Raw genomic sequence first — 18,122 nt, 5'->3', positions numbered from 1 at the left:
CCGGAGTTAATTCAGCTCTTGCGCGGCGTCGGGCGCCAGTCCTTCTGCGCCATCTCGAAGCTCTGAAAATCGAAGGCCGGCGAAACGGTGCAGCCGACCAGCGTGTATTCCCCGAGCGAGGTCGCCGTCTGCCACCAGCCGGCCGGGACGACGAATTGCGGCTTCTCGCCCGCCTCGATGTTCGGTCCCAGACGATGGGCCGAGGCATCGTGGCCGTTTTCGGAGACGGTGATCACCAGCGGCGCGCCGGCATACCAGTGCCAGACTTCGGTAGCGTCCGTGACGCGATGCCATTCGGACGTCTCGCCCGCCTCGAGCATGTAGTAGATCGCCGTCGATCGGGATCGCCCATCCTTGTCCACGCGCTCGTCGCGGAATGTCTCACGATACCAACCGCCTTCCGGATGGGGCTTCAGCTCCAAACTCTTGACGATCTTGAGCGCGGCAGAACTCATCAGTATTGATCCCTTTTCTTTCTTATCGCAGCAAACACGTCGGCCGGATCGGCATCCGGCATGCCCATCGCGTCCATCAGATCCGGATCGTCGGCCCTGAGGAACGGGTTGGTCTTCTTCTCCCGCTCAAGAAGAACTGGCAAGGTCGGCTTGCCGTTCAGGCGCAATTCATCCACTTCCCGCGCACGTTCCTGAAGGGCAATGTTGTCGGGATCGACAGACAGCGCGCATTTCGCGTTGGTGGCGGTGTATTCGTGGCCGCAATAGAGCATCGTGGCGTCCGGGAGGGCGCGCAGCCGCTTGAGCGACTCCCACATCATCGCGGCGTCCCCCTCGAAAAGCCGGCCGCAGCCGAGCGAGAACAGCGCATCGCCGGCAAACAGCGCCTTGGCTTCCGGGAGATGATAGGAGACCTCGCCGAGCGTGTGTCCCGGCGTATCGATGACCTCCACCGCGACACCGCCCACATCGATCGTGTCGCCGCCGGAAACGGTCCGGTCGAGGCCGGGGATCTTCATCCGCTCCTTCTCGGGGCCGATGATTTCGGCGCGAAAACGCGCCTTCAACGCCTCGTTTGCGGTCACGTGATCGCCATGGTGATGCGTCGTCAGAATATGCGTCAGAGTCCAACCCTCGGCCTCGAGGGTGGCAAGGATCGGCTCCTCCATGGGAGCGTCGATCGAAATCGTCGTTCCCGATTCGCACTCATGAACGAGAACGCCGAAATTGTCGCTGCGGCAGCCGAACTGCCTGATCTCGAAGGATGGCATGCTTGCGACCCTCTGCCGGAACTGATGGCGATGCTCCCAGGCGACCGCCACACTGAAAACGAACGGACGGGAATCCCCCGTCGCGGCTTGCGGACGTCCGCTTCTTCGGCGGCTGAACCGTCGATTTGGACCCTGAAGGTTTCGAGCCGGCCCGCGCTCGTCTTATATGGGAAGAAAGACGCCGTCAGAAACCCGGGAGATCGCGCCCTGTCGACCAATGCCGACATCATCGATCTGTGCAATTTCTACGCCTCGCCCCTGGGTATGGCTGCAGCGCGGTCCATCGGCCTCGCCCTCACGCCCCTGTGGCGGCCGATCTCGGACGAGCGTCTTGTCGGGCTCGGCTATGCGACGCCCTATCTTTCGCGTTTCGAGGGCGACTGCGAACGTTCGCTGGCCTTCATGCCCGCCGGCCAGGGCGCCGAACGCTGGCCCCAGGGCGCCCGGCTGAAGACCGCGCTGGTGGGGATCGAGGATCTGCCGCTCGGCGACGCCACGATCGACCGTATCCTGATGGTGCATGCGCTCGAATTCGCCGAGAGCCCGGAGGCGCTCATCGCCGAAGCCTGGCGGGTGCTCGCCCCTGGGGGCAGCCTCGTCATCGTGGTGCCGCATCGTCGGGGGGTGTGGGCGCGCTTCGAGCACACGCCCTTCGGTTCGGGCCGGCCGTGGTCGCGAGGCCAACTGACCCGGCTTTTGAGGTCCGCGACCTTCACGCCGTCCGCCTGGGGCGAGGCCCTGTTGTTTCCGCCCTTCCGCCGGCGCTCGCTCGTCAGCATCGCCCCGGCGCTGGAGCGCATCGGACGCACTTCCTGGCCGATCTTCGCCGGCGTCGTCATCATCGAGGCGATCAAGCAGCTGCACCGCGGCATCCCGGTCGCCACCGCCGCCCGCGAGCGCCGTGTGTCGAAGCCGGTGCTCGTTCCGGCGGGCGCCGGGGCCGGCGCCCGCGCCTGCGTCGCTGCGCCGGAAGATTGCCGCCACCCGAGAAGTGGCTCGGGCGATCCGACAAACCTCTGAGCCTCCTTCTCATTCGGCGCGGCCTGCGCTACAGCCACCCGCGATCGGGATGAGCGAGGAAAGCGAGGAGCGATGATCAACCGGCGGCTCGTCTGCCTGTTTCCCGGCTTCGAGCCGATGCGTGGTGACGCGCATCTGCGCCGCTTTCGGCGCGGGGCGGAGAGTGCCGCCGCGCTCTGGGGGCTGACCATCGGCATCGAGGAGCCGCCCGTCGCGCCGGGCGAAGCCGAGCTCTTTCGCGAGATGAAGATCCGGCTCGGTGGCGAGGCTGGTGACGGTGATCACTGGAAGACCGATACCGAGATCGTGCTGTTCGACTGGGGGGACCTGATTCTCGCCTATGCGGCTCGGCCCGCCTGGCGCCGCTTCGTCGACGGGTATCATGGCCTGGCCGATTTCCTGTTCACCGGAACGGTCTTTCGCTATTTCAAGGTGAGCTGGCGTTACGGGTTGTTCTACCTGTTCCCCGTCGTCCTCCTCCTGGGCGCGATCGCGCTTGCTGCGCTCGCCGGCGCGCTTGTGGGGCAGATCGGTGGGCTCCTCGGCGCTCTTCTCGGCCTCGTCCTTGGCATCGCGATCTTTGCCGGACTCATGTTTCTGGCGACGAAACGCGTGCACCTGCTGACGGCGCTCGACGACTGGGCGATGGCGCGCGACATCTGTCATGGCAGCAATCCGGTCATCCGAACCCGCATCGCGCTCCAGGCGCAGGAACTCGCGCGCCGTTTCTCAGCCGTCGGGACCAAGCCGAAGACGGAGGTCGTCGTTGCGGCCCACAGTCTCGGCGCGGTCATGGCCGTCATGGCCCTGGCCGAGACGTTTGCTCGTCCCCAGGACATCGGAATCAACGCCAAACCGCCCCGGCTGCACATCCTGACCGTCGGCTCCAGCCTGTTGAAGACGGCGCTGCACCCGGCAGCGCGGGACGAACGCGCCGCGGTCCGCACGCTGGTCGTGGAACAGGCCCTGCCCTGGACCGACTGTCAGGGCCTTTCGGACCCGATCAATTTCTACAAGTCCAACCCCGCCACCTCGCTCGGGATCGACAATGGCCGCACGCCCCGCGTTCTGAAGCTCTCCTTTAAGCGGATGGTGAAGCCGGAGACCTACAAGCGCATCAAGCGGGACTTCTTCCGCCTGCATCGGCAGTTCGTCCTGCCGGTCGAGCGGCGCGGGGTCTACTCGTTTCATATGCTCCTTCTCGGCCCGAACCGCGTGGCCGATTTCGCCTATGAGAAGAGCGTCGACCAGCCGCCGCTGAAGCCCTTGCCCGACGCGCCGAAGGAAGTCTCCGACGTGAAACAGGTTTCGGAGGCCGGACGATGACGGCTGCGCTAATCGGTCAGATTGCCTGGGTCGCGATGGTCGTCGGCTGGTACGTGATCCGCTATCCGTTCGAGCGGCGGGCGAAACGCCGACGGGTGGAACGCTCGCGACGCGGCCACGCCGAGACGATCCGGATGCTGATCTCCTTTTCCGGTCTCGGCATCATTCCCGGTCTCTTCGTCGCCACGGGCTTTCCGAAATTCGCGACCTACGGCCCCTCGCCCCTGCAGACGGGCCTCGGACTGGCCTTGATGGTCCTCGCCCTCGTCCTCTTCCGGCTGACCCACAAGGCGCTGGGCAAGATGTGGTCGGTCTCGCTCGACATTCGCGAGAAGCACGAGCTGGTGACCAGGGGCATCTACGGCAAGATCCGCCATCCCATGTACACCGCCTTCTGGACGATGGCGCTCGCCCAGGCGCTGCTCCTGCCGAACGTGGTGGCAGGCCTGGCCGGCCTCGTCGGCTTCGGAACGCTCTATTTCTCACGAATTGGCCCGGAAGAGGCGATGATGGAGGAGACGTTCGGTGAAGCCTATCGAGACTATCGCCGCCGGTCCGCGCGGCTCATCCCCGGCATCTACTGAGAAGCGACGCGGCTATTATCCCAGTCCCTTGCGTGGCATGGGCGGTGCCGGCACTTCGGGCAGCGGCTCGGGCTCCGCGAGATGGGGGTGGGCGCGATAGACGAGATAGGCCGAAATCGCCATCACGCCGAGGCCGGGAATGACGATCTGGGTGGCGAGCACCGGCTCGCCGATCGCAGCGCACAGCGCCCCGCCGAGGAGCCCCGATCCCATCTGGATGAAACCGGTCATTGCCGAGGCCGCGCCCGCCATGTGCGGAAAAGGGGCGAGTGAGGCGGTGGTCATGGCCGGCATCACGAAGGCGATGCCGAAGGCGTAGAAGCCGACCGGCACCATGATCGAGATGTAGGAGATCGGCAGAACGGCGATGGATAGCGCCACCGCCGCGCCGCCGATCCCGATCAGCCCGAGGCCGATCGGAACCAGCCGATAGGCGCCGATCCGCGCCATCAGGAAGCGGGCCGCCAGCGAACCGGTGAAGAAGCTGCCGGATTGGGCAAGCATGCCGATGCCGTATTCGGTCGGCGTCAGGCCGGCGACTTCGATCAGGACGAAGGGCAGCACCGTCGCCAGCGTGTAGAGCGCTCCGACCGAGCCGCCGACCGTCAGGCTGGTGGCGAGGAAGTGGCGATTGGTGATCAGCCGGCCGTAGCTGCGCATGATCGCGCGCGGGCGGATGCGCGACGGATCGGGCGTCACGGTCTCGCGCATGAAGCCGAGCGTCACGCCGATGACGATGAGCCCGAAGAACGCCATGACGACGAAGATCGCGTTCCAGCCGGCCAGTTCGAGGGTGAACCCCCCGATGGTGGGCGAGACCGCCGGGCCGATCGCGAGGATCAGCCCGATCGTGTTCATGATCCGCGACGAAACCTCACCGGTGAACTGGTCGCGCACGATCGCCCGCGCGGTGGCGATCCCGACCGAGGCCCCGACGCCCTGCAGGATACGCGCCGCGATCAGGAATTCGACTGTCGGTGCAAAAACCGCGAGGAATGCGCCGAGGAGATAGAGCCCCATGAAGCCGATCGTCGTGATACGGCGCCCGAATGCGTCGGAAAGGGGACCACATACGAGCTGGGCGAATGCGAACCCGGCGAAATAGACCGCGAGCGACAGCTTGATCATCGCCTCGGTGGTCGCGAATTCGGCCACGAGCGTAGGCATTGCGGGGGTATAGAGGGCCATCGAGACCGGTCCGATCGCCACCAGGCAACCGCCGATGAGACTGGTCCGCCGCTCGGACATGGGGCGGCCAGGAGTAGACAATGCGGGCAAGGAGGGATCCGTCAGACAGCGATGAGAATCGTCAACGACACTTATGACCTCTCAACCATGTCGAAAGGGCGACGCCAAGACGCAGCTGCCTGAAAGTGTCAGATCGTCCGACGACTGAACGCCTTCAAGCCGCGCCGCGGGCCCTCACGCGCTCTTCTTCGGCTCCCTCAGTCTGTCCGAGGAGCTGCGGATCGTTCGTCAGATTGGCCCGTATCCGAGCCAGAAGGTCGTCGACCATCTCGCGCTCGTTCTCGTCGAAGCCCGAAAGCATCCTCTCATAGACGGCGAGCGCCACGGGTCGCGTCTCGTCGAAGATTGCGACCGCTGCCTCTGTCGTCTTCACGACCTTGGCCCGGCGATCGTTCGCATCGACGGTCCTGACGATCAGCCCCCTGCCCTCCAGCCGGTCGAGATAGGCTGACATGGTCATGGGTTCGACGCCCATACGCTCGGCAAGGACAGCCTGACGCGACCCTTCGAAACGAGAGACATACGCAAGAGCGCGCAGTTCTCCGGGCGTCAGCGAGAGTCCCGCCTCGACGACCGATCGTTCAAACTCCTGCCGAAACAGGCGAGCCACGTCTACCAGGAGAAAGCCGAGAGTATTGCTGGGCATGAATTGGGGCATGTCCTAACCTTGGAAATGTCGCAGGACTTCAAACGACACCAAATGAAACGGGCGAAACTCCTGTGCAGGAGCGAAACCTCATACGCGAACTATCATGTCAGCGCATAGCGACACACATCAACGGATGGGAATATAGTTTAATATGCGTCACTTTGACACATAGAATAACCTCAAATAAACTTGATGCAGAAAGGTATATTTTGAACCGGGAGGCCCAATGGGCTTTTTGCAGCGCAGCAGAGGAGCCGTAGCTGTTAAGTAGACAACAAGCAAACACCCCGGGCGGAGGAGCCCGAGGTGGTTTCATTTTGCAACCTTTTACTGGCGTCAGTTCGTGCCGGTCGCCTGCGCCTTCTTCTCAAGGCGGCGCCGGTGCAGAATCGGTTCGGTGTAACCGGACGGCTGGACGCGGCCCTCGAAGACGAGGTCGCACGCCGCCTTGAAGGCGATGGATTCGTCGAACCGGCCGGCCATCTTCTCGTATTTCGGATCGCCTGCGTTCTGGGCGTCGACCTTCGCGGCCATTTCCTTCATCGCCTCCATCACCTCGTCCTCGGAGACAACGCCGTGATGAAGCCAGTTGGCGATGTGCTGGGAGGAAATGCGGCAGGTGGCGCGATCCTCCATCAGGCCGACATCGTTGATGTCGGGCACGGTGGAGCAGCCGATGCCCTGGTCGACCCAACGCACGACATAGCCGAGGATGCCCTGCGCATTGTTGCGCAGTTCCGCCTTGATCTGTTCCTCCGGCCAGTTGGCGCGGTTGGCGAGCGGAATGGTCAGGATGTCGGTCAGGAGCGCGCGGCGCCCCTTGGCAGCAATCGATTCCTGCCAGGCCAGGACATCGACGCGGTGATAGTGCGTCGCATGCAGCGTCGCGGCCGTCGGGCTGGGCACCCAGGCGCAGTTGGCGCCGGCCTGCGGGTGGCCGACCTTCTGGGTCAGCATGTCGTTCATCTTGGCGGGCGCCGCCCACATGCCCTTGCCGATCTGCGCCTTGCCGCGCAGACCGCAGGCGAGCCCCACATCGACGTTCCAGTCCTCATAGGCGTTGATCCAGGTCCGCTCCTTCATGACCGTCTTGCGGACCATGGGTCCAGCTTCCATCGAGGTGTGAATCTCGTCGCCGGTGCGGTCAAGGAAGCCGGTATTGATGAAGAACACCCGGTGCTTGGCGGCCCGGATGCACTCCTTGAGGTTCACCGTCGTGCGGCGCTCCTCGTCCATGATGCCCATCTTCAGGGTGTAACGGTCCAAGCCGAGCGCATCCTCGACCATGCCGAAGATCTGATCGGAGAACGCCACCTCGTCGGGGCCGTGCATCTTTGGCTTGACGATGTAGATCGAACGGGAGCGGGAATTGCGCATGCCGCCGGTCTTCTTGAGATCGTGGATCGCGATCATCGAGGTGATCATCGCGTCCATGATCCCTTCCGGGGCTTCCGAACCGTCTTTCAGACGGATCGCCGGATTGGTCATCAGGTGACCGACATTGCGGATGAGAAGCAGCGAACGCCCCGGCAGCGTGAAACCTGCCCCGGCAGGCGAAACGTATTCGCGATCGGGGTTCAGGCGGCGGGTGACGGTCTCGCCGCCCTTTTCGAAGGAGTCCGACAGGTCGCCCTTCATCAGGCCAAGCCAGTTGCGATAGACCGCGGTCTTGTCGTCGGCATCCACGGCCGCGATCGAATCCTCGCAGTCGCAGATGGTCGAGACCGCCGATTCCATCAGCACGTCCGCGACCTTGGCGCGGTCGTTCTTGCCGATGCGGTGGGTCGGGTCGATGACGACTTCCACATGCAGGCCATTGTGCTTGAACAGGATGGCGGAGGGGGAATCCGGATCGCCGCGATAGCCAGCGAAGGCCAGCGGATTCTTCAGCCGCGCCTTCTTGCCGTCGCCATATTGGGCGACCACGGTGCCGCCGCCGACCGAATAGGCCTCGACGTCGATATGCGAAATGCGGTCGAGGGGCGCGACGCCGTCGAGGAAGCTCTTCGCCCAGGACACGACGCGGGCGCCTCGGGCGCGATCGTAGCCGCCGCCTTCCGGGGCGTCGCCCATGGCGTCCGTGCCATAGAGCGCGTCATAGAGCGAGCCCCAGCGCGCGTTGGCCGCGTTCAGCGTGTAACGCGCATTCATCAGCGGGACGACGAGCTGCGGCCCCGGCACCAGCGCGATCTCCGGGTCGACATTCTCCGTCTCGATCCTGAAGTCGCCGCCCTCGGGCACGAGATAGCCGATCTCCTTCAGGAAAGCCTGATATTCGGCCATGTCGATCGTCTTGCCGCGCCGGGCGCGATGCCAGTCGTCGATCTCACCCTGGAGCTTTTCACGGATTTCCAGGAATTCGCGGTTCTTCGGGGCCAGTTCGTTCAAGATCGTCGAAAAGGAAGACCAGAAGGCCGCCGGTTCGACGCCAGTCCCGGGCAACGCCTCTTCGTCGATGAAACGCTTGAGGTTATCGGCGACCTTGAGGTCGTCCACGGCGATCATTTCCGGCATTCATTTCCTCCAACGGTGCAACAGTCGGGACATTGGCCATCGGCCGGCCGATGTCAATTCGGCTTAGGTCGTGGACGGGGGTGCATATCCCGATCTTGCGCGAGACGGTCGGCTATGGCGAACTCGGTCGCGGTTCAGGGAGGAACGACGCTTGCACAGCGGTCTTATCGCCATCGTGGCGATCGCCTATCTTCTGCTCTTGTTCGCCGTCGCCTATTGGGGCGACAAGGGCAGTGCGACCCGCTCGGCCAGCGCGAGCCGGCCGGTCGTCTATTCGCTCAGCCTCGCGGTCTACTGCACCTCCTGGACCTTTCTCGGCTCGGTGGGAGTCGCGGCGCGGGACGGATTCTCGTTCCTGGCGATCTATCTCGGACCGATCCTCGTCTTCCTTCTGGCACCGAGTTTCATCGAGCGGATCGTCCGCCACGCCAAGGCCGAGCGCATCACCACGGTCGCCGACTTCATCGGGTCGCGCTACGGGAAGAGTTCGGCCGTCGCGGCGCTTGCGACGGTGATCGCGCTGGTCGGCACGGTCCCCTACATCTCGCTGCAGCTGAAGGCGATTTCGACGAGCGTGGCGACGCTGGTCTTTCACTACCGACCCAATCTCGACGTGCCACCGCTGTTCGGCGATCTGGCGCTGCCGATCGCGATCGGGCTCGGCGTCTTCGCCATCCTGTTCGGCACGCGCCATGCCGACGCGACCGAGCATCAGGACGGGCTTGTCCTTGCGGTCGCGATGGAATCGATCATCAAGCTCGCCGCCTTTCTGGCGGTCGGGCTGTGGACCACCTTCGTCCTGTTCACGCCGGGCGAGCTGTGGCAGGCGGCGCGCGAGAGCGCGATGGTGAGCCAGGCCTTCGAGACGCCGCTGGGCGGATCCTTCCTCGCCGGCCTCGGCCTCAGTGCGGTGGCGATCCTGCTCCTGCCCCGCCAGTTCCACATGACGGTGGTGGAAAACCGCACCCAGGCCGAGATCCGCCGGGCACGCTGGCTGTTTCCGCTCTATCTCGTGACGATCAATCTCTTCGTCGCGCCGATCGCCGCGGCGGGTCTGTTGCGCCTCGGCCCGCAATTCGACGCCGATCTTTACGTTCTCGCCCTGCCGCTTTCGGCGAGCGCCGATCTTCTGGCCGTGGTCGCCTTCATCGGCGGGCTTTCGGCGGCGACCGCCATGGTCATCGTGGCGAGCGTGGCGCTGGCGATCATGATCTCCAACGACCTCGTCCTGCCGTTTCTCCTGAAGCGAAGGGGCCGGGTGGCGGAGCCCCGCGAGGATGCCACGCGGCTGATCCTCAACATCCGCCGCTCGGCGATTCTGCTCATCGTCTTCTTCGGCTATGTCTACTACCGCTTCGCCGGCAATGGCAGCGGGCTTGCCTCGATCGGGCTTCTGTCCTTCGCCGCGATCGCGCAGCTGGCCCCTCCGCTCCTGGCCGGGCTCTACTGGAAGCGGGCCAACGCGCGCGGTGCCATGACCGGCCTTTCGGCCGGCATCCTGGCCTGGGCGGTCACCCTTTTGGCGCCGACATTCGGCATCGAGCCTTCCGTTGCGAGTGCCATCGCCCCGGCCATGGACCCGCTGCTGTTCGGCTGCGTGGTAAGCCTGACCGTCAATATCGCCGGTCTCGTCCTTGGTTCGCTGAGCCGTCCGTCGAAGCCCCTGGAGCGCATCCAGGCCGCGGTCTTCTCCAATCGCGACAACCAACCTGTGACGACCGGAAGCCGCGCCCGTGTGAATGTCCGCGTCGCCGACCTCAAGGAGACGATCGGTCGTTATCTCGGGCCGGAACGAACCGACCGTGCCTTCGGGGCCTTCGCGGAGACCCATGACGGGTCGCTCGACGACGACGGGCCGGCCGACGGCGCCACCATTACCTTTTCCGAACAGCTACTCGCCTCGGCCATCGGCTCGGCGTCCTCGCGCCTCGTCCTGTCGCTCCTGTTCCAGCGCCACGCCGATTCGAGCCGCATGGCGCTGCAGCTCCTCGACGACGCGTCCGAAGCGCTCCAGTACAACCGGGATCTCCTGCGCATCGCGCTCGACCAGGTCGATCAGGGCCTGGCGATTTTCGACGGCGACTACTGCCTCACCTTCTGGAACCGTCAGTTCCGGGACCTGATCGGCCTGACATCCGAATTCGGACAGGTTGGCACGCCTCTCACGACCGTCTTCGACCAACTCCTGAGCGCCGGAGAGATCGACAGCAACGAATACGGCCAGAGCTTCGAAGCGCTGACCCAGCCGCCGGCGCAGCGCCAGATCGCGCTCGCCCGGTCGGGCCGGACGCTGGAAATGCGGGTCAACCGGATGCCGGATGGCGGTCTCGTGGCGACCGTCTCCGACATGACCGAGCGCGTGCGCCGGGCCGCGGCTCTTCGCGAAATGAACGAAAGCCTGGAAGAGCGGGTGCGTCAGCGCACCTCCGAACTGACCGCCGCCAACGAAAAGCTCGCCGAAGCCCGCCGCGCCGCCGAAGCCGCGAATATCGGCAAGACGCGGTTTCTCGCGGCCGCCGGCCACGACATTCTGCAACCGCTCAACGCCGCACGGCTCTATGTCTCCGCGCTGGAGGAGCGGCAGGGCAGCGCGCCGGGGGCCGAGCTTGCGGGCAATATTGGCTCGTCGCTCGAAGCGGTGGAAGCGATCATCGGTGCCGTGCTCGACATCTCCCGCCTCGATGCCGGCGCCATGCAGGCGAAATTCTCCGAGTTTCCTCTCGACCCACTCTTGCGGCAGATCGAGACCGATCTTCAGCCTCTCGCCCAGGAGAAGGGATTGTCGCTGCGTTTCGTCAAGACGAGCGTGCATGTGCGCTCCGACCGCAATCTGCTGCGGCGGCTGATCCAGAATCTCGTCTCCAATGCGGTGAAATACACCCGGCAGGGCAAGATCGTCGTGGGCGTCCGCCACCGCAAGGGCGGGCTGATCGACCTCGAAGTGGCGGATTCCGGCATCGGCATTCCGGCCGACCAGCTCCAGATGATCTATCAGGAATTCGTCCGTCTCGATGAAGGCAGCCGTGCCGCCAGCGGTCTCGGCCTCGGTCTTTCCATCGTCGACCGCATCGCGCGCGTGCTCGACCACCCGATCACCGCCAGTTCGCGCCATGGGCGCGGCACCTCGTTCCGGGTCGGCCTGTCGCCCGCGAGCGGGGCGGTGGCGGAGTTTTCGGCGAAGTCGGCGAGGCCCGGCCAGATCGGGCTCGCGATGGCGGGCACCCGGGTCCTTTGCATCGACAACGAGGCCGCGATCCGCGACGGCATGCAGGTCCTTCTGTCCGGCTGGGGCTGCGCGGTGGAGACCCATGCCTCCGCCGAAGAGGCGATCGCCTCGGTCGAGCGCGCCGGACAGCGCCCCGACATCGCTCTGGTGGACTATCACCTCGATCGGGGCACCAACGGGCTCGACGCGATCCGGGCGCTGCGGGCGCGTGTCGACCCGGGTCTTGCCGCCATTCTCGTCACGGCCGACCGTTCGCTCAGCGTGCGCGACGAGGCGGTGGCGATGGGCGTGCAGATGCTCACGAAACCGCTGAAGCCGGCTTCACTCAGGGCAGCAATGGCCAGCGCCCTGCAGCGGCGGGAAGCGGCGGAGTGATGCCATCACTTCAGGAAGAGGCGAGGCCCCGCTCGGGATCGATGCCGAGCTTGGCCAGGCGGATGACCGCCTGGGTCCGGCTGTCGACACCAAGCTTCAGAAGGACGGCGGAGACATGCGCCTTGATCGTCGGTTCCGAGACGCCGAGCTCATAGGCGATCTGCTTGTTGAGAAGTCCGCGACCCAGCATCGAAAGCACCCGCGTCTGCTGCGGTGTCAGCGTCTTCATGCGGGCGATCAGATCGGTCACCTCCGGATCACCCGTCGCCTCGATGGAGAAATCGGGCGGAAGCCAGACGTCGCCCTCAAGGAGTGTCCTGATCGCCGCCTTGATCTCTTCGAAGCCGGCGGATTTCGGGATGAAGCCCGAGGCTCCGAGATCGAGAGCCCGCGCGATGATCTGCGCGTCCTCGCTGGCCGAGACGATCGCGATCGGGATCGAGGGATGCTCGGCGCGCAGGAGCGCAAGCCCCGACAGGCCGCTGGTCCCGGGCATCGACAGGTCGAGGAGCAGGAGGTCGGCATCCGGCGTTCGCGCCAGAGCGTCCGCGGCCTCGTCGAAATCGGCAGCCTCGACAATGTCCGCTCCCTCGGGAAGCGACGTCAGAATCTCCTTCAGCGCGCCGCGAAACAAGGGATGATCGTCGGCTACGATGAACACGGGTTGCATTGGCTCCTCCCCTCGCCGCTGCGGTCACGCCTGTCCTGTCACGACGTCGCCCTGCGCCCGCCTCCCCGCGATAGCGCATTCATCGAGCGTCCGTTCTGTGGACGAATTGTCACCTTATGGGTTGTTCCTCCCATTTGCCGGCAGAAGCAAGAGCCTACTCGCTTCTCCCACCGGAAACCACGGGCCTCGATGCTGGCGGGAGGACAAAGCGAACGTCGCGCCACAACGGGAAAGGTCAGGACGAAATCGACTGCCCCGTCAGGCGGGGTCGTCGCCATTCTGCTCGTCCGTCATGGAGATCCGTGCGCGGAAATAGAGGTAGCGCGGATCGAACTCGCCGAGCCGGGCCAGCCCGCGCCAATCCCTGATCTCCATGCGCGAGCGCTCGCGGACCAGAAGCCCGTCCTCGCGCAACTGTTTCAGGACCCGGTTGACCGTCACCACGGTCAGGCCCAGCGCGTCGGCCAGTTCGTGCTGGGTCAGGGGCAGTCGGTAGACGTGGTGTGGGCCGAGATCGACGGCGCGCATGCGCATCGCCAGTTCGCACAACAGATGGGCGGTGCGGCTGGCACCCGAAAGGCGCCCGAGGCCCACGATCCATTCACGGAAGATCGCCCCGTCGATCAGGGTTTCCCGCCACAGTGCGGCGGCGATCTTCGGCCGCCGCACACACAGATCCCAGATCGCCTCGTGCGAGATGAAACCGATGCGGCACTGGGAGGTCGCGGCGAAGCTGTGGTCCATGTAAGGCACATGAAGGCTGTGAAGGTCGGGAATGTCGCCTGGAACATGAAAGGCGATGATCTGTCGCTTGCCGTCGATCGTGTGGCGGTAGCGATAGGTGAACCCGTCCACCAGAACGCAACAATGCTGGACGGTCTGACCTTCCGAGACGATGTCCACGCCGGAATCGACGTCCCGCAGGGTGACAGGCAGCTTGAGGAGTTCTTCCTCGTCTTCCGGATCGATCTCCGCGATCAGCCTCAACCGCTTGAGAAGCCGCTCATGCGCGATTGTGTCCACTCGCCCCTCCGCACCATGCCGTACACGCCCTTCTGCCGCTTCTTCATGAGGACGTTCCTCTGTGCAGTCGGCCTGCGCACTGGCAGCATACCGACATCACCCCTTCCATACCCGCAGGAAAAGGCTTGGAAAAGGCCATTCGAAGGTCGCAGATGACGCCTTCACGACCCTGCCGGGTCGGGCGAATGACGGTCTGGACTCCAGAATGGCGAGGGGGCCATCCCGGCCGTTGCGTGGAAACAAAGCGAGGCCGCCGCCCCATGAGACAAGAGGCGGCGGCACCGATGCGGGGGCACGACGGACAGAAGCCGGTCACTTTTCTCCGCCGGTACCGTCCAGTTCGATCACCACATGGGCAACGTCGGAGAACTCCGCCGAGGACTCGGGGTGGAAGCCGAGGTCCCGGGCCAGTTTGAGCATCCCCACATTCTCGCGAAGGATCTCGCCGAAGACGCGAGAAAGCCCGCGCCGGCGCGCGTGGTCGAGAATCGCCGACATCAGTTGGAAACCAAGGCCGCGCCCCTTCATGTCGGAGCGCACGAGGACGGCGAACTCGGCCTCCTCGTTTTCCGGATCGGCGACGATGCGGACCACCCCGGAGATCGGCCCTTCGCCGAAGCCGCTCGTCGGCGGGACGGCGATGAAGGCCATCTCGCGATCATAGTCGATCTGGGTGTAGCGGGCGGCCGTCTGGTGTGGGAAGGCCTTCATTGGCGCCATGAAGCGCAGCCGCAAATCCTCCGGATCGCAGGCGAGGACCATCGCCGCCAGCGCATCTTCGTCCTCCGGCCGGATTGGCCGCAGCAGCCAGCGCTCGCCGTCGCGGAGGCTGATTTCGTGCTCCAGGCCACGGGGATAGGGCTGGATCGCCGGCCCCTGGACCTCCAGTGTCGCCTGCTCGGAATGGGCCGCCAGCGCAATTCGGGCATCGAGGGCCACCACCCCGCTCGCATCGGCCATCAGGGGGTTGATGTCCAGTTCGCGGACCTCGGGCAGGAGCACGGCGAGTTCCGAAAGCCGCACGAGAATGTCCGAAAGCCGATCAAAATCCACCGGCGGCACGTCGCGGAAGCCGCGCAGGAGCTTTGCGATCGCCGTGTTGTCGATCATCCGCCTGGCGAGCGCCGAATTCAGCGGCGGGAGGCCCACCGTCCGGTCGCCGACGATTTCCGCCTCCTTGCCACCGCGGCCGAAGAGGACGATCGGACCGAAGGTGACGTCATGCGCGATGCCCACGATCAGTTCGTGGCCCTCGCCGCGCTCGATCATCGGCTGGACCGTGAAGCCGGTGATATGGGCACCGGGTCGCGCGGCGGTGACGGCCTCGGTCATTTCCGTCACCGCATCGAGCATCTGGCCGCGCGTCTCGATGTTCAGGCGGACGCCACCGACATCGGACTTGTGGGTGATTTCCGGCGAAACGATCTTGAGCACCGCCGGCGATCCGATTTCAGCAAAGCGGGCGGCGGCCTCTTCGGCCGTTTCGACGAAGGCCGTCGGCACCGCGGGAATCCCGAAGAGATGCAGGACGTCCTTGGCTTCCCACTCGCTGAGGATCTGGCGCCCCTCGGAAGCGGCCTTCTTGATGATCGCCCGCGCCTTGTCGACGTTTTCCGGCGGGATCATCACGCCGGCCGACGGCGTCTCCATCAACTGGGCCTGGTTGCGCCGGTATTCGACCAGATGGGTGAAGGCCCGCACTGCGTCGTCGGGGCTTTCAAAGGTTGGGAGCCGCTGTTCGGAGAAATAGGAACGCACCGGCCCAGCCGTGCTTCCCCCCAGCCAGTTGGTCAGAACCGGAAAGCGCGGCCGCGCTCTGGCAGATCCAACCACCGCCTTGCCCGCCTCCATGTTGTCGGCGACGGCGGTCGGGCAGTTGATGACGAGGATGGCGTCGCTCTCGCGGCTCTTGAGAAGAATGTCCAGCGCCGCGCTGTAGCGATCGCCGGTCGCATCGCCGATGATGTCGACGGGATTGCCATGCGACCAGGTGGACGGCAGCACGGCGTCGAGCGCCTGGCGCGTGTCGTCGCCGAGTTCGGCAAGATGGCCGCCGTGCGCATCGAGCGCGTCGACGGCGAGAACCCCGGCGCCGCCGCCATTGGTGAGGATCGCGAGCCGATCACCGCCGATCCGGATGCCGGTCGCCAGCATCGCGGCGGCCTCGAACAGTTCCTCCAGCGTCGAGACCCGCAGGACACCGGCGCGGCGGAAGGCGGCGTCATAGACGATGTCCGAGCCCGCCAGGGCGCCGGTATGCGAGTGAGCAGCTTTGGCTCCCTCGGCGCTGCGACCGGACTTGATCACCAGCACCGGCTTGGCACGGGCCGCGACCCGGGCGGCCGACATGAACTTTTTGGCGAAGGTGATGTTCTCCACATAGAGCAGGATCGAACGCGTATCCCGGTCTGTGGAGAGGAAGTCGAGCAGATCGCCGAAATCCACATCGCCCATGTCGCCGAGCGAAACAATGTGGGAAAAGCCGATGCCTCGCGCCTCCGCCCAGTCGAGGACGGCCGTGACGATCGCCCCGGATTGGCTGACGAGCGCGATGTCACCCTTCTTGGGCATCAGATGCGCGAAGCTCGCATTGATCCCGAGCGGGGTCGAGATCAGGCCCAGACAATTCGGCCCGACGATCCGCACGAGGTGCGGACGGGCGAGATCGAGCATTTCCTGCTTCAGCGTGGTCTCGCCGGACGCGGCATTGAGGCCGGCGGTGATGACGACCGCGCTCGGGCAGCCGTGCTCGGCGAGTTCGCCGACGATGGCGGGCACGCTCGGCGCCGGGGTCGCGATCACGGCGAGGTCGGGACATTGCGGCAGATCGCGCACCGAATGGAAGCAGGGCAGGCCTTCCACCTCCCGCTCATGCGGGTTGACCGCCATGATCGGCCCCGAAAAGCCGCCGGCCTTGAGATTGCGGGCAACCACGTTGCCCACGGAATGGGGCGTGTTGCTGGCGCCGACCAGCGCGATGGATCGGGGCCGAAACAGGGAGCCGAAATTGCGAATGCTCATGGAGATGCTTTTCTCGCTGCTGGGAACGATGCCCGGCACCGCCACCGCTCGCCTCCTCGAGCGTCGACGGCGTCAGGAATGGATCAACCGCGAGCGTTTGCCAGACGCCCGCCCTCCCGTTCGTGCCGGCGAATATCTCCCTTTCGCCATGCGGTCTCGCGGCAGGCTCGAGGCTGCCGGAGAATAGTGCGCGAGCCATGTCGAGACCATGACCGCCGGCCCAAAGAGGGCCGGCGCGCCGTCTCAATGGGCCATGAGCAGCGGAACCTCGCAATGGCGCACGAGTCCACGCGTCACCCCGCCCAGAAGATATTCCCGCAGTCGGGAATGGCCGTAGGCGCCGGCGACGACGAGATCGGCGCCAATCTGCCTGGCCTCGTTCAGAAGACCTTCGGCCGGATCCTTCCAGTTCGGCAGTTCGCGGGCCTCCACCGAGACGCCGTGACGGGCGAGATGCCGTGCCATGTCCGCCATCGGGTCGATGTGCCGCTGCTCGCTCGACCCCGACTCGGCGACGCTGACGAGATAGACGGTGTCCGCCCGCCGCAGAAGCGGCAGGGCTGCCGCGATGGCATGGGCGCATTCCGGGGTTTCCCGATAGGCGACGAGGACATTCGAGGGCAACTGAGACTTGGCGCTCTGACTGTCGGGCACCAGCACGATCGCCGCCCCCGCCTCGAAGATCACCGCCTCGAACAGTTCCATGTCGCCCGCCTCGACCACGGCGGCCTTGCTCTCGATGACGAGGTCGGAAATCGCGGCCTGCCGGACGATCGCCTGGCGCAGGGCAGCCACGGCCCCGTCGACGCGCCGCAACTCCCAGGAAGCGCTCAGCGCGCCGAAGGCATCACGCAGGGCCGCCTCGGTCTTGTCGCCGGTCTCGTGGCTGTTCCTGGCGAGTTCGGCGGCCAAGACCTCTGCGCCCGGAGCCGACGGCAGGATCGGGGTCGGAACATGGTTGGTGTAGAGGACGTCGAGATGAGCGTCGAAAGCGGTGGCGATCGCCTCCGCATAGGCCACGGCGCCCCGATCCTTTTTCGCGCCGGACACGATGACGGTCAGATCGGCCAGGCCGCCATGGCGCGTCGCCGTGACGGGATCGACGGCATTGCCCGTTGATGAAGGAGACTCGGAATTCATCGTGCTGACCTTTCCCGGTTCGAAGACGATCATGTGATAGGACGGTTCGAGCAGGTCTGGCGTTGATCGACATCAACGACCGCCCGCCGGACGCCCGACGA

Annotated in this window: 13 protein-coding genes; 4 read left to right on the top strand and 9 right to left on the bottom strand. The window is 65.3% G+C overall.

Annotated elements, in window-relative coordinates; all coding sequences use genetic code 11:
• Positions 1-11: 11 nt before the first annotated feature.
• Both MF134_RS06465 and gloB read right to left on the bottom strand, forming a co-directional pair.
• Positions 12-455, bottom strand: a complete 444-nt coding sequence (locus MF134_RS06465) for a cupin domain-containing protein (protein WP_255338608.1) — start codon at positions 453-455, stop codon at positions 12-14.
• Positions 455-1,225, bottom strand: a complete 771-nt coding sequence (gene gloB, locus MF134_RS06460; RefSeq protein ID WP_255338607.1) for a hydroxyacylglutathione hydrolase — start codon at positions 1,223-1,225, stop codon at positions 455-457. Before gloB ends, MF134_RS06465 begins: the two co-directional genes overlap by 1 nt.
• Positions 1,226-1,489: 264 nt before the next feature.
• On the opposite strand from gloB, the gene MF134_RS06455 reads away from it, so the two are divergent.
• The 3 genes from MF134_RS06455 (at position 1,490) to MF134_RS06445 (ending at position 4,155) form a co-directional block, all read left to right on the top strand.
• The gene (locus MF134_RS06455; protein ID WP_255338606.1) at positions 1,490-2,245 is read left to right on the top strand and encodes a class I SAM-dependent methyltransferase; all 756 of its coding nucleotides are present in this window, start codon (positions 1,490-1,492) and stop codon (positions 2,243-2,245) included.
• A 72-nt stretch (positions 2,246-2,317) separates the two neighbouring features.
• A complete protein-coding gene (locus MF134_RS06450) occupies positions 2,318-3,571 on the top strand; it encodes a hypothetical protein (protein ID WP_255338605.1) in 1,254 nt (417 codons plus the stop codon).
• Positions 3,568-4,155 carry a protein-S-isoprenylcysteine O-methyltransferase gene (locus MF134_RS06445; protein WP_255338604.1) on the top strand — a complete coding sequence of 196 codons (588 nt, stop codon included), beginning with the start codon at positions 3,568-3,570 and terminating at the stop codon, positions 4,153-4,155. The genes MF134_RS06450 and MF134_RS06445 overlap by 4 nt, the downstream gene beginning before the upstream one ends.
• 15 nt (positions 4,156-4,170) lie before the next feature.
• Here MF134_RS06445 and MF134_RS06440 read toward each other — a convergent pair whose 3' ends face one another.
• The 3 genes from MF134_RS06440 to MF134_RS06430 all read right to left on the bottom strand — a co-directional run bounded on the left by MF134_RS06440 (position 4,171) and on the right by MF134_RS06430 (position 8,566).
• A complete protein-coding gene (locus MF134_RS06440) occupies positions 4,171-5,403 on the bottom strand; it encodes a multidrug effflux MFS transporter (protein ID WP_255338603.1) in 1,233 nt (410 codons plus the stop codon).
• Between the two features lie 154 nt (positions 5,404-5,557).
• On the bottom strand, positions 5,558-6,049 hold the full coding sequence (locus tag MF134_RS06435) for a MarR family winged helix-turn-helix transcriptional regulator (RefSeq protein ID WP_255338602.1): 492 nt from the start codon (positions 6,047-6,049) through the stop codon (positions 5,558-5,560).
• A gap of 339 nt (positions 6,050-6,388) precedes the next feature.
• On the bottom strand, positions 6,389-8,566 hold the full coding sequence (locus MF134_RS06430; protein ID WP_255338601.1) for a malate synthase G: 2,178 nt from the start codon (positions 8,564-8,566) through the stop codon (positions 6,389-6,391).
• A 151-nt stretch (positions 8,567-8,717) separates the two neighbouring features.
• Between MF134_RS06430 and MF134_RS06425 the strand changes: the two genes are divergently transcribed.
• A complete protein-coding gene (locus MF134_RS06425) occupies positions 8,718-12,167 on the top strand; it encodes a hybrid sensor histidine kinase/response regulator (RefSeq protein ID WP_255338600.1) in 3,450 nt (1,149 codons plus the stop codon).
• Positions 12,168-12,177: 10 nt separating this feature from the next.
• Here the strand turns inward: MF134_RS06425 and MF134_RS06420 are convergent, their stop codons facing one another.
• The 4 genes from MF134_RS06420 to MF134_RS06405 all read right to left on the bottom strand — a co-directional run bounded on the left by MF134_RS06420 (position 12,178) and on the right by MF134_RS06405 (position 18,021).
• The gene (locus MF134_RS06420) at positions 12,178-12,837 is read right to left on the bottom strand and encodes a response regulator transcription factor (protein WP_255338599.1); all 660 of its coding nucleotides are present in this window, start codon (positions 12,835-12,837) and stop codon (positions 12,178-12,180) included.
• A 258-nt stretch (positions 12,838-13,095) separates the two neighbouring features.
• Complete coding sequence (locus MF134_RS06415; RefSeq protein ID WP_255338598.1) at positions 13,096-13,860, bottom strand: Crp/Fnr family transcriptional regulator; 765 nt, start codon at positions 13,858-13,860, stop codon at positions 13,096-13,098.
• A gap of 312 nt (positions 13,861-14,172) precedes the next feature.
• Positions 14,173-16,881 (bottom strand): bifunctional acetate--CoA ligase family protein/GNAT family N-acetyltransferase, encoded by a 2,709-nt coding sequence (locus MF134_RS06410; protein WP_255338597.1) that lies wholly within the window; start codon positions 16,879-16,881, stop codon positions 14,173-14,175.
• A 243-nt stretch (positions 16,882-17,124) separates the two neighbouring features.
• Positions 17,125-18,021 (bottom strand): universal stress protein, encoded by an 897-nt coding sequence (locus tag MF134_RS06405; protein ID WP_255338596.1) that lies wholly within the window; start codon positions 18,019-18,021, stop codon positions 17,125-17,127.
• Between the last annotated feature and the right edge of the window lie 101 nt (positions 18,022-18,122).

Origin of the sequence: Jiella marina (assembly GCF_024359545.1) — a bacterium.
GTDB lineage: Bacteria > Pseudomonadota > Alphaproteobacteria > Rhizobiales > Rhizobiaceae > Jiella.
This window is presented reverse-complemented; position numbering and strand designations above follow the sequence as displayed.

Excerpts from the sequence above, each read along its gene's own strand:
- MF134_RS06430 (WP_255338601.1), bottom strand. The coding sequence starts at position 8,566 with ATGCCGGAAATGATCGCCGTGGACGACCTCAAGGTCGCCGATAACCTC.
- MF134_RS06455 (WP_255338606.1), top strand. The coding sequence starts at position 1,490 with ATGGCTGCAGCGCGGTCCATCGGCCTCGCCCTCACGCCCCTGTGGCGG.
- MF134_RS06465 (WP_255338608.1), bottom strand. The coding sequence starts at position 455 with ATGAGTTCTGCCGCGCTCAAGATCGTCAAGAGTTTGGAGCTGAAGCCC.
- MF134_RS06405 (WP_255338596.1), bottom strand. The coding sequence starts at position 18,021 with ATGAATTCCGAGTCTCCTTCATCAACGGGCAATGCCGTCGATCCCGTC.
- MF134_RS06435 (WP_255338602.1), bottom strand. The coding sequence starts at position 6,049 with ATGCCCAGCAATACTCTCGGCTTTCTCCTGGTAGACGTGGCTCGCCTG.
- MF134_RS06440 (WP_255338603.1), bottom strand. The coding sequence starts at position 5,403 with ATGTCCGAGCGGCGGACCAGTCTCATCGGCGGTTGCCTGGTGGCGATC.
- MF134_RS06410 (WP_255338597.1), bottom strand. The coding sequence starts at position 16,881 with ATGAGCATTCGCAATTTCGGCTCCCTGTTTCGGCCCCGATCCATCGCG.
- gloB (WP_255338607.1), bottom strand. The coding sequence starts at position 1,225 with ATGCCATCCTTCGAGATCAGGCAGTTCGGCTGCCGCAGCGACAATTTC.
- MF134_RS06420 (WP_255338599.1), bottom strand. The coding sequence starts at position 12,837 with ATGCAACCCGTGTTCATCGTAGCCGACGATCATCCCTTGTTTCGCGGC.
- MF134_RS06445 (WP_255338604.1), top strand. The coding sequence starts at position 3,568 with ATGACGGCTGCGCTAATCGGTCAGATTGCCTGGGTCGCGATGGTCGTC.
- MF134_RS06450 (WP_255338605.1), top strand. The coding sequence starts at position 2,318 with ATGATCAACCGGCGGCTCGTCTGCCTGTTTCCCGGCTTCGAGCCGATG.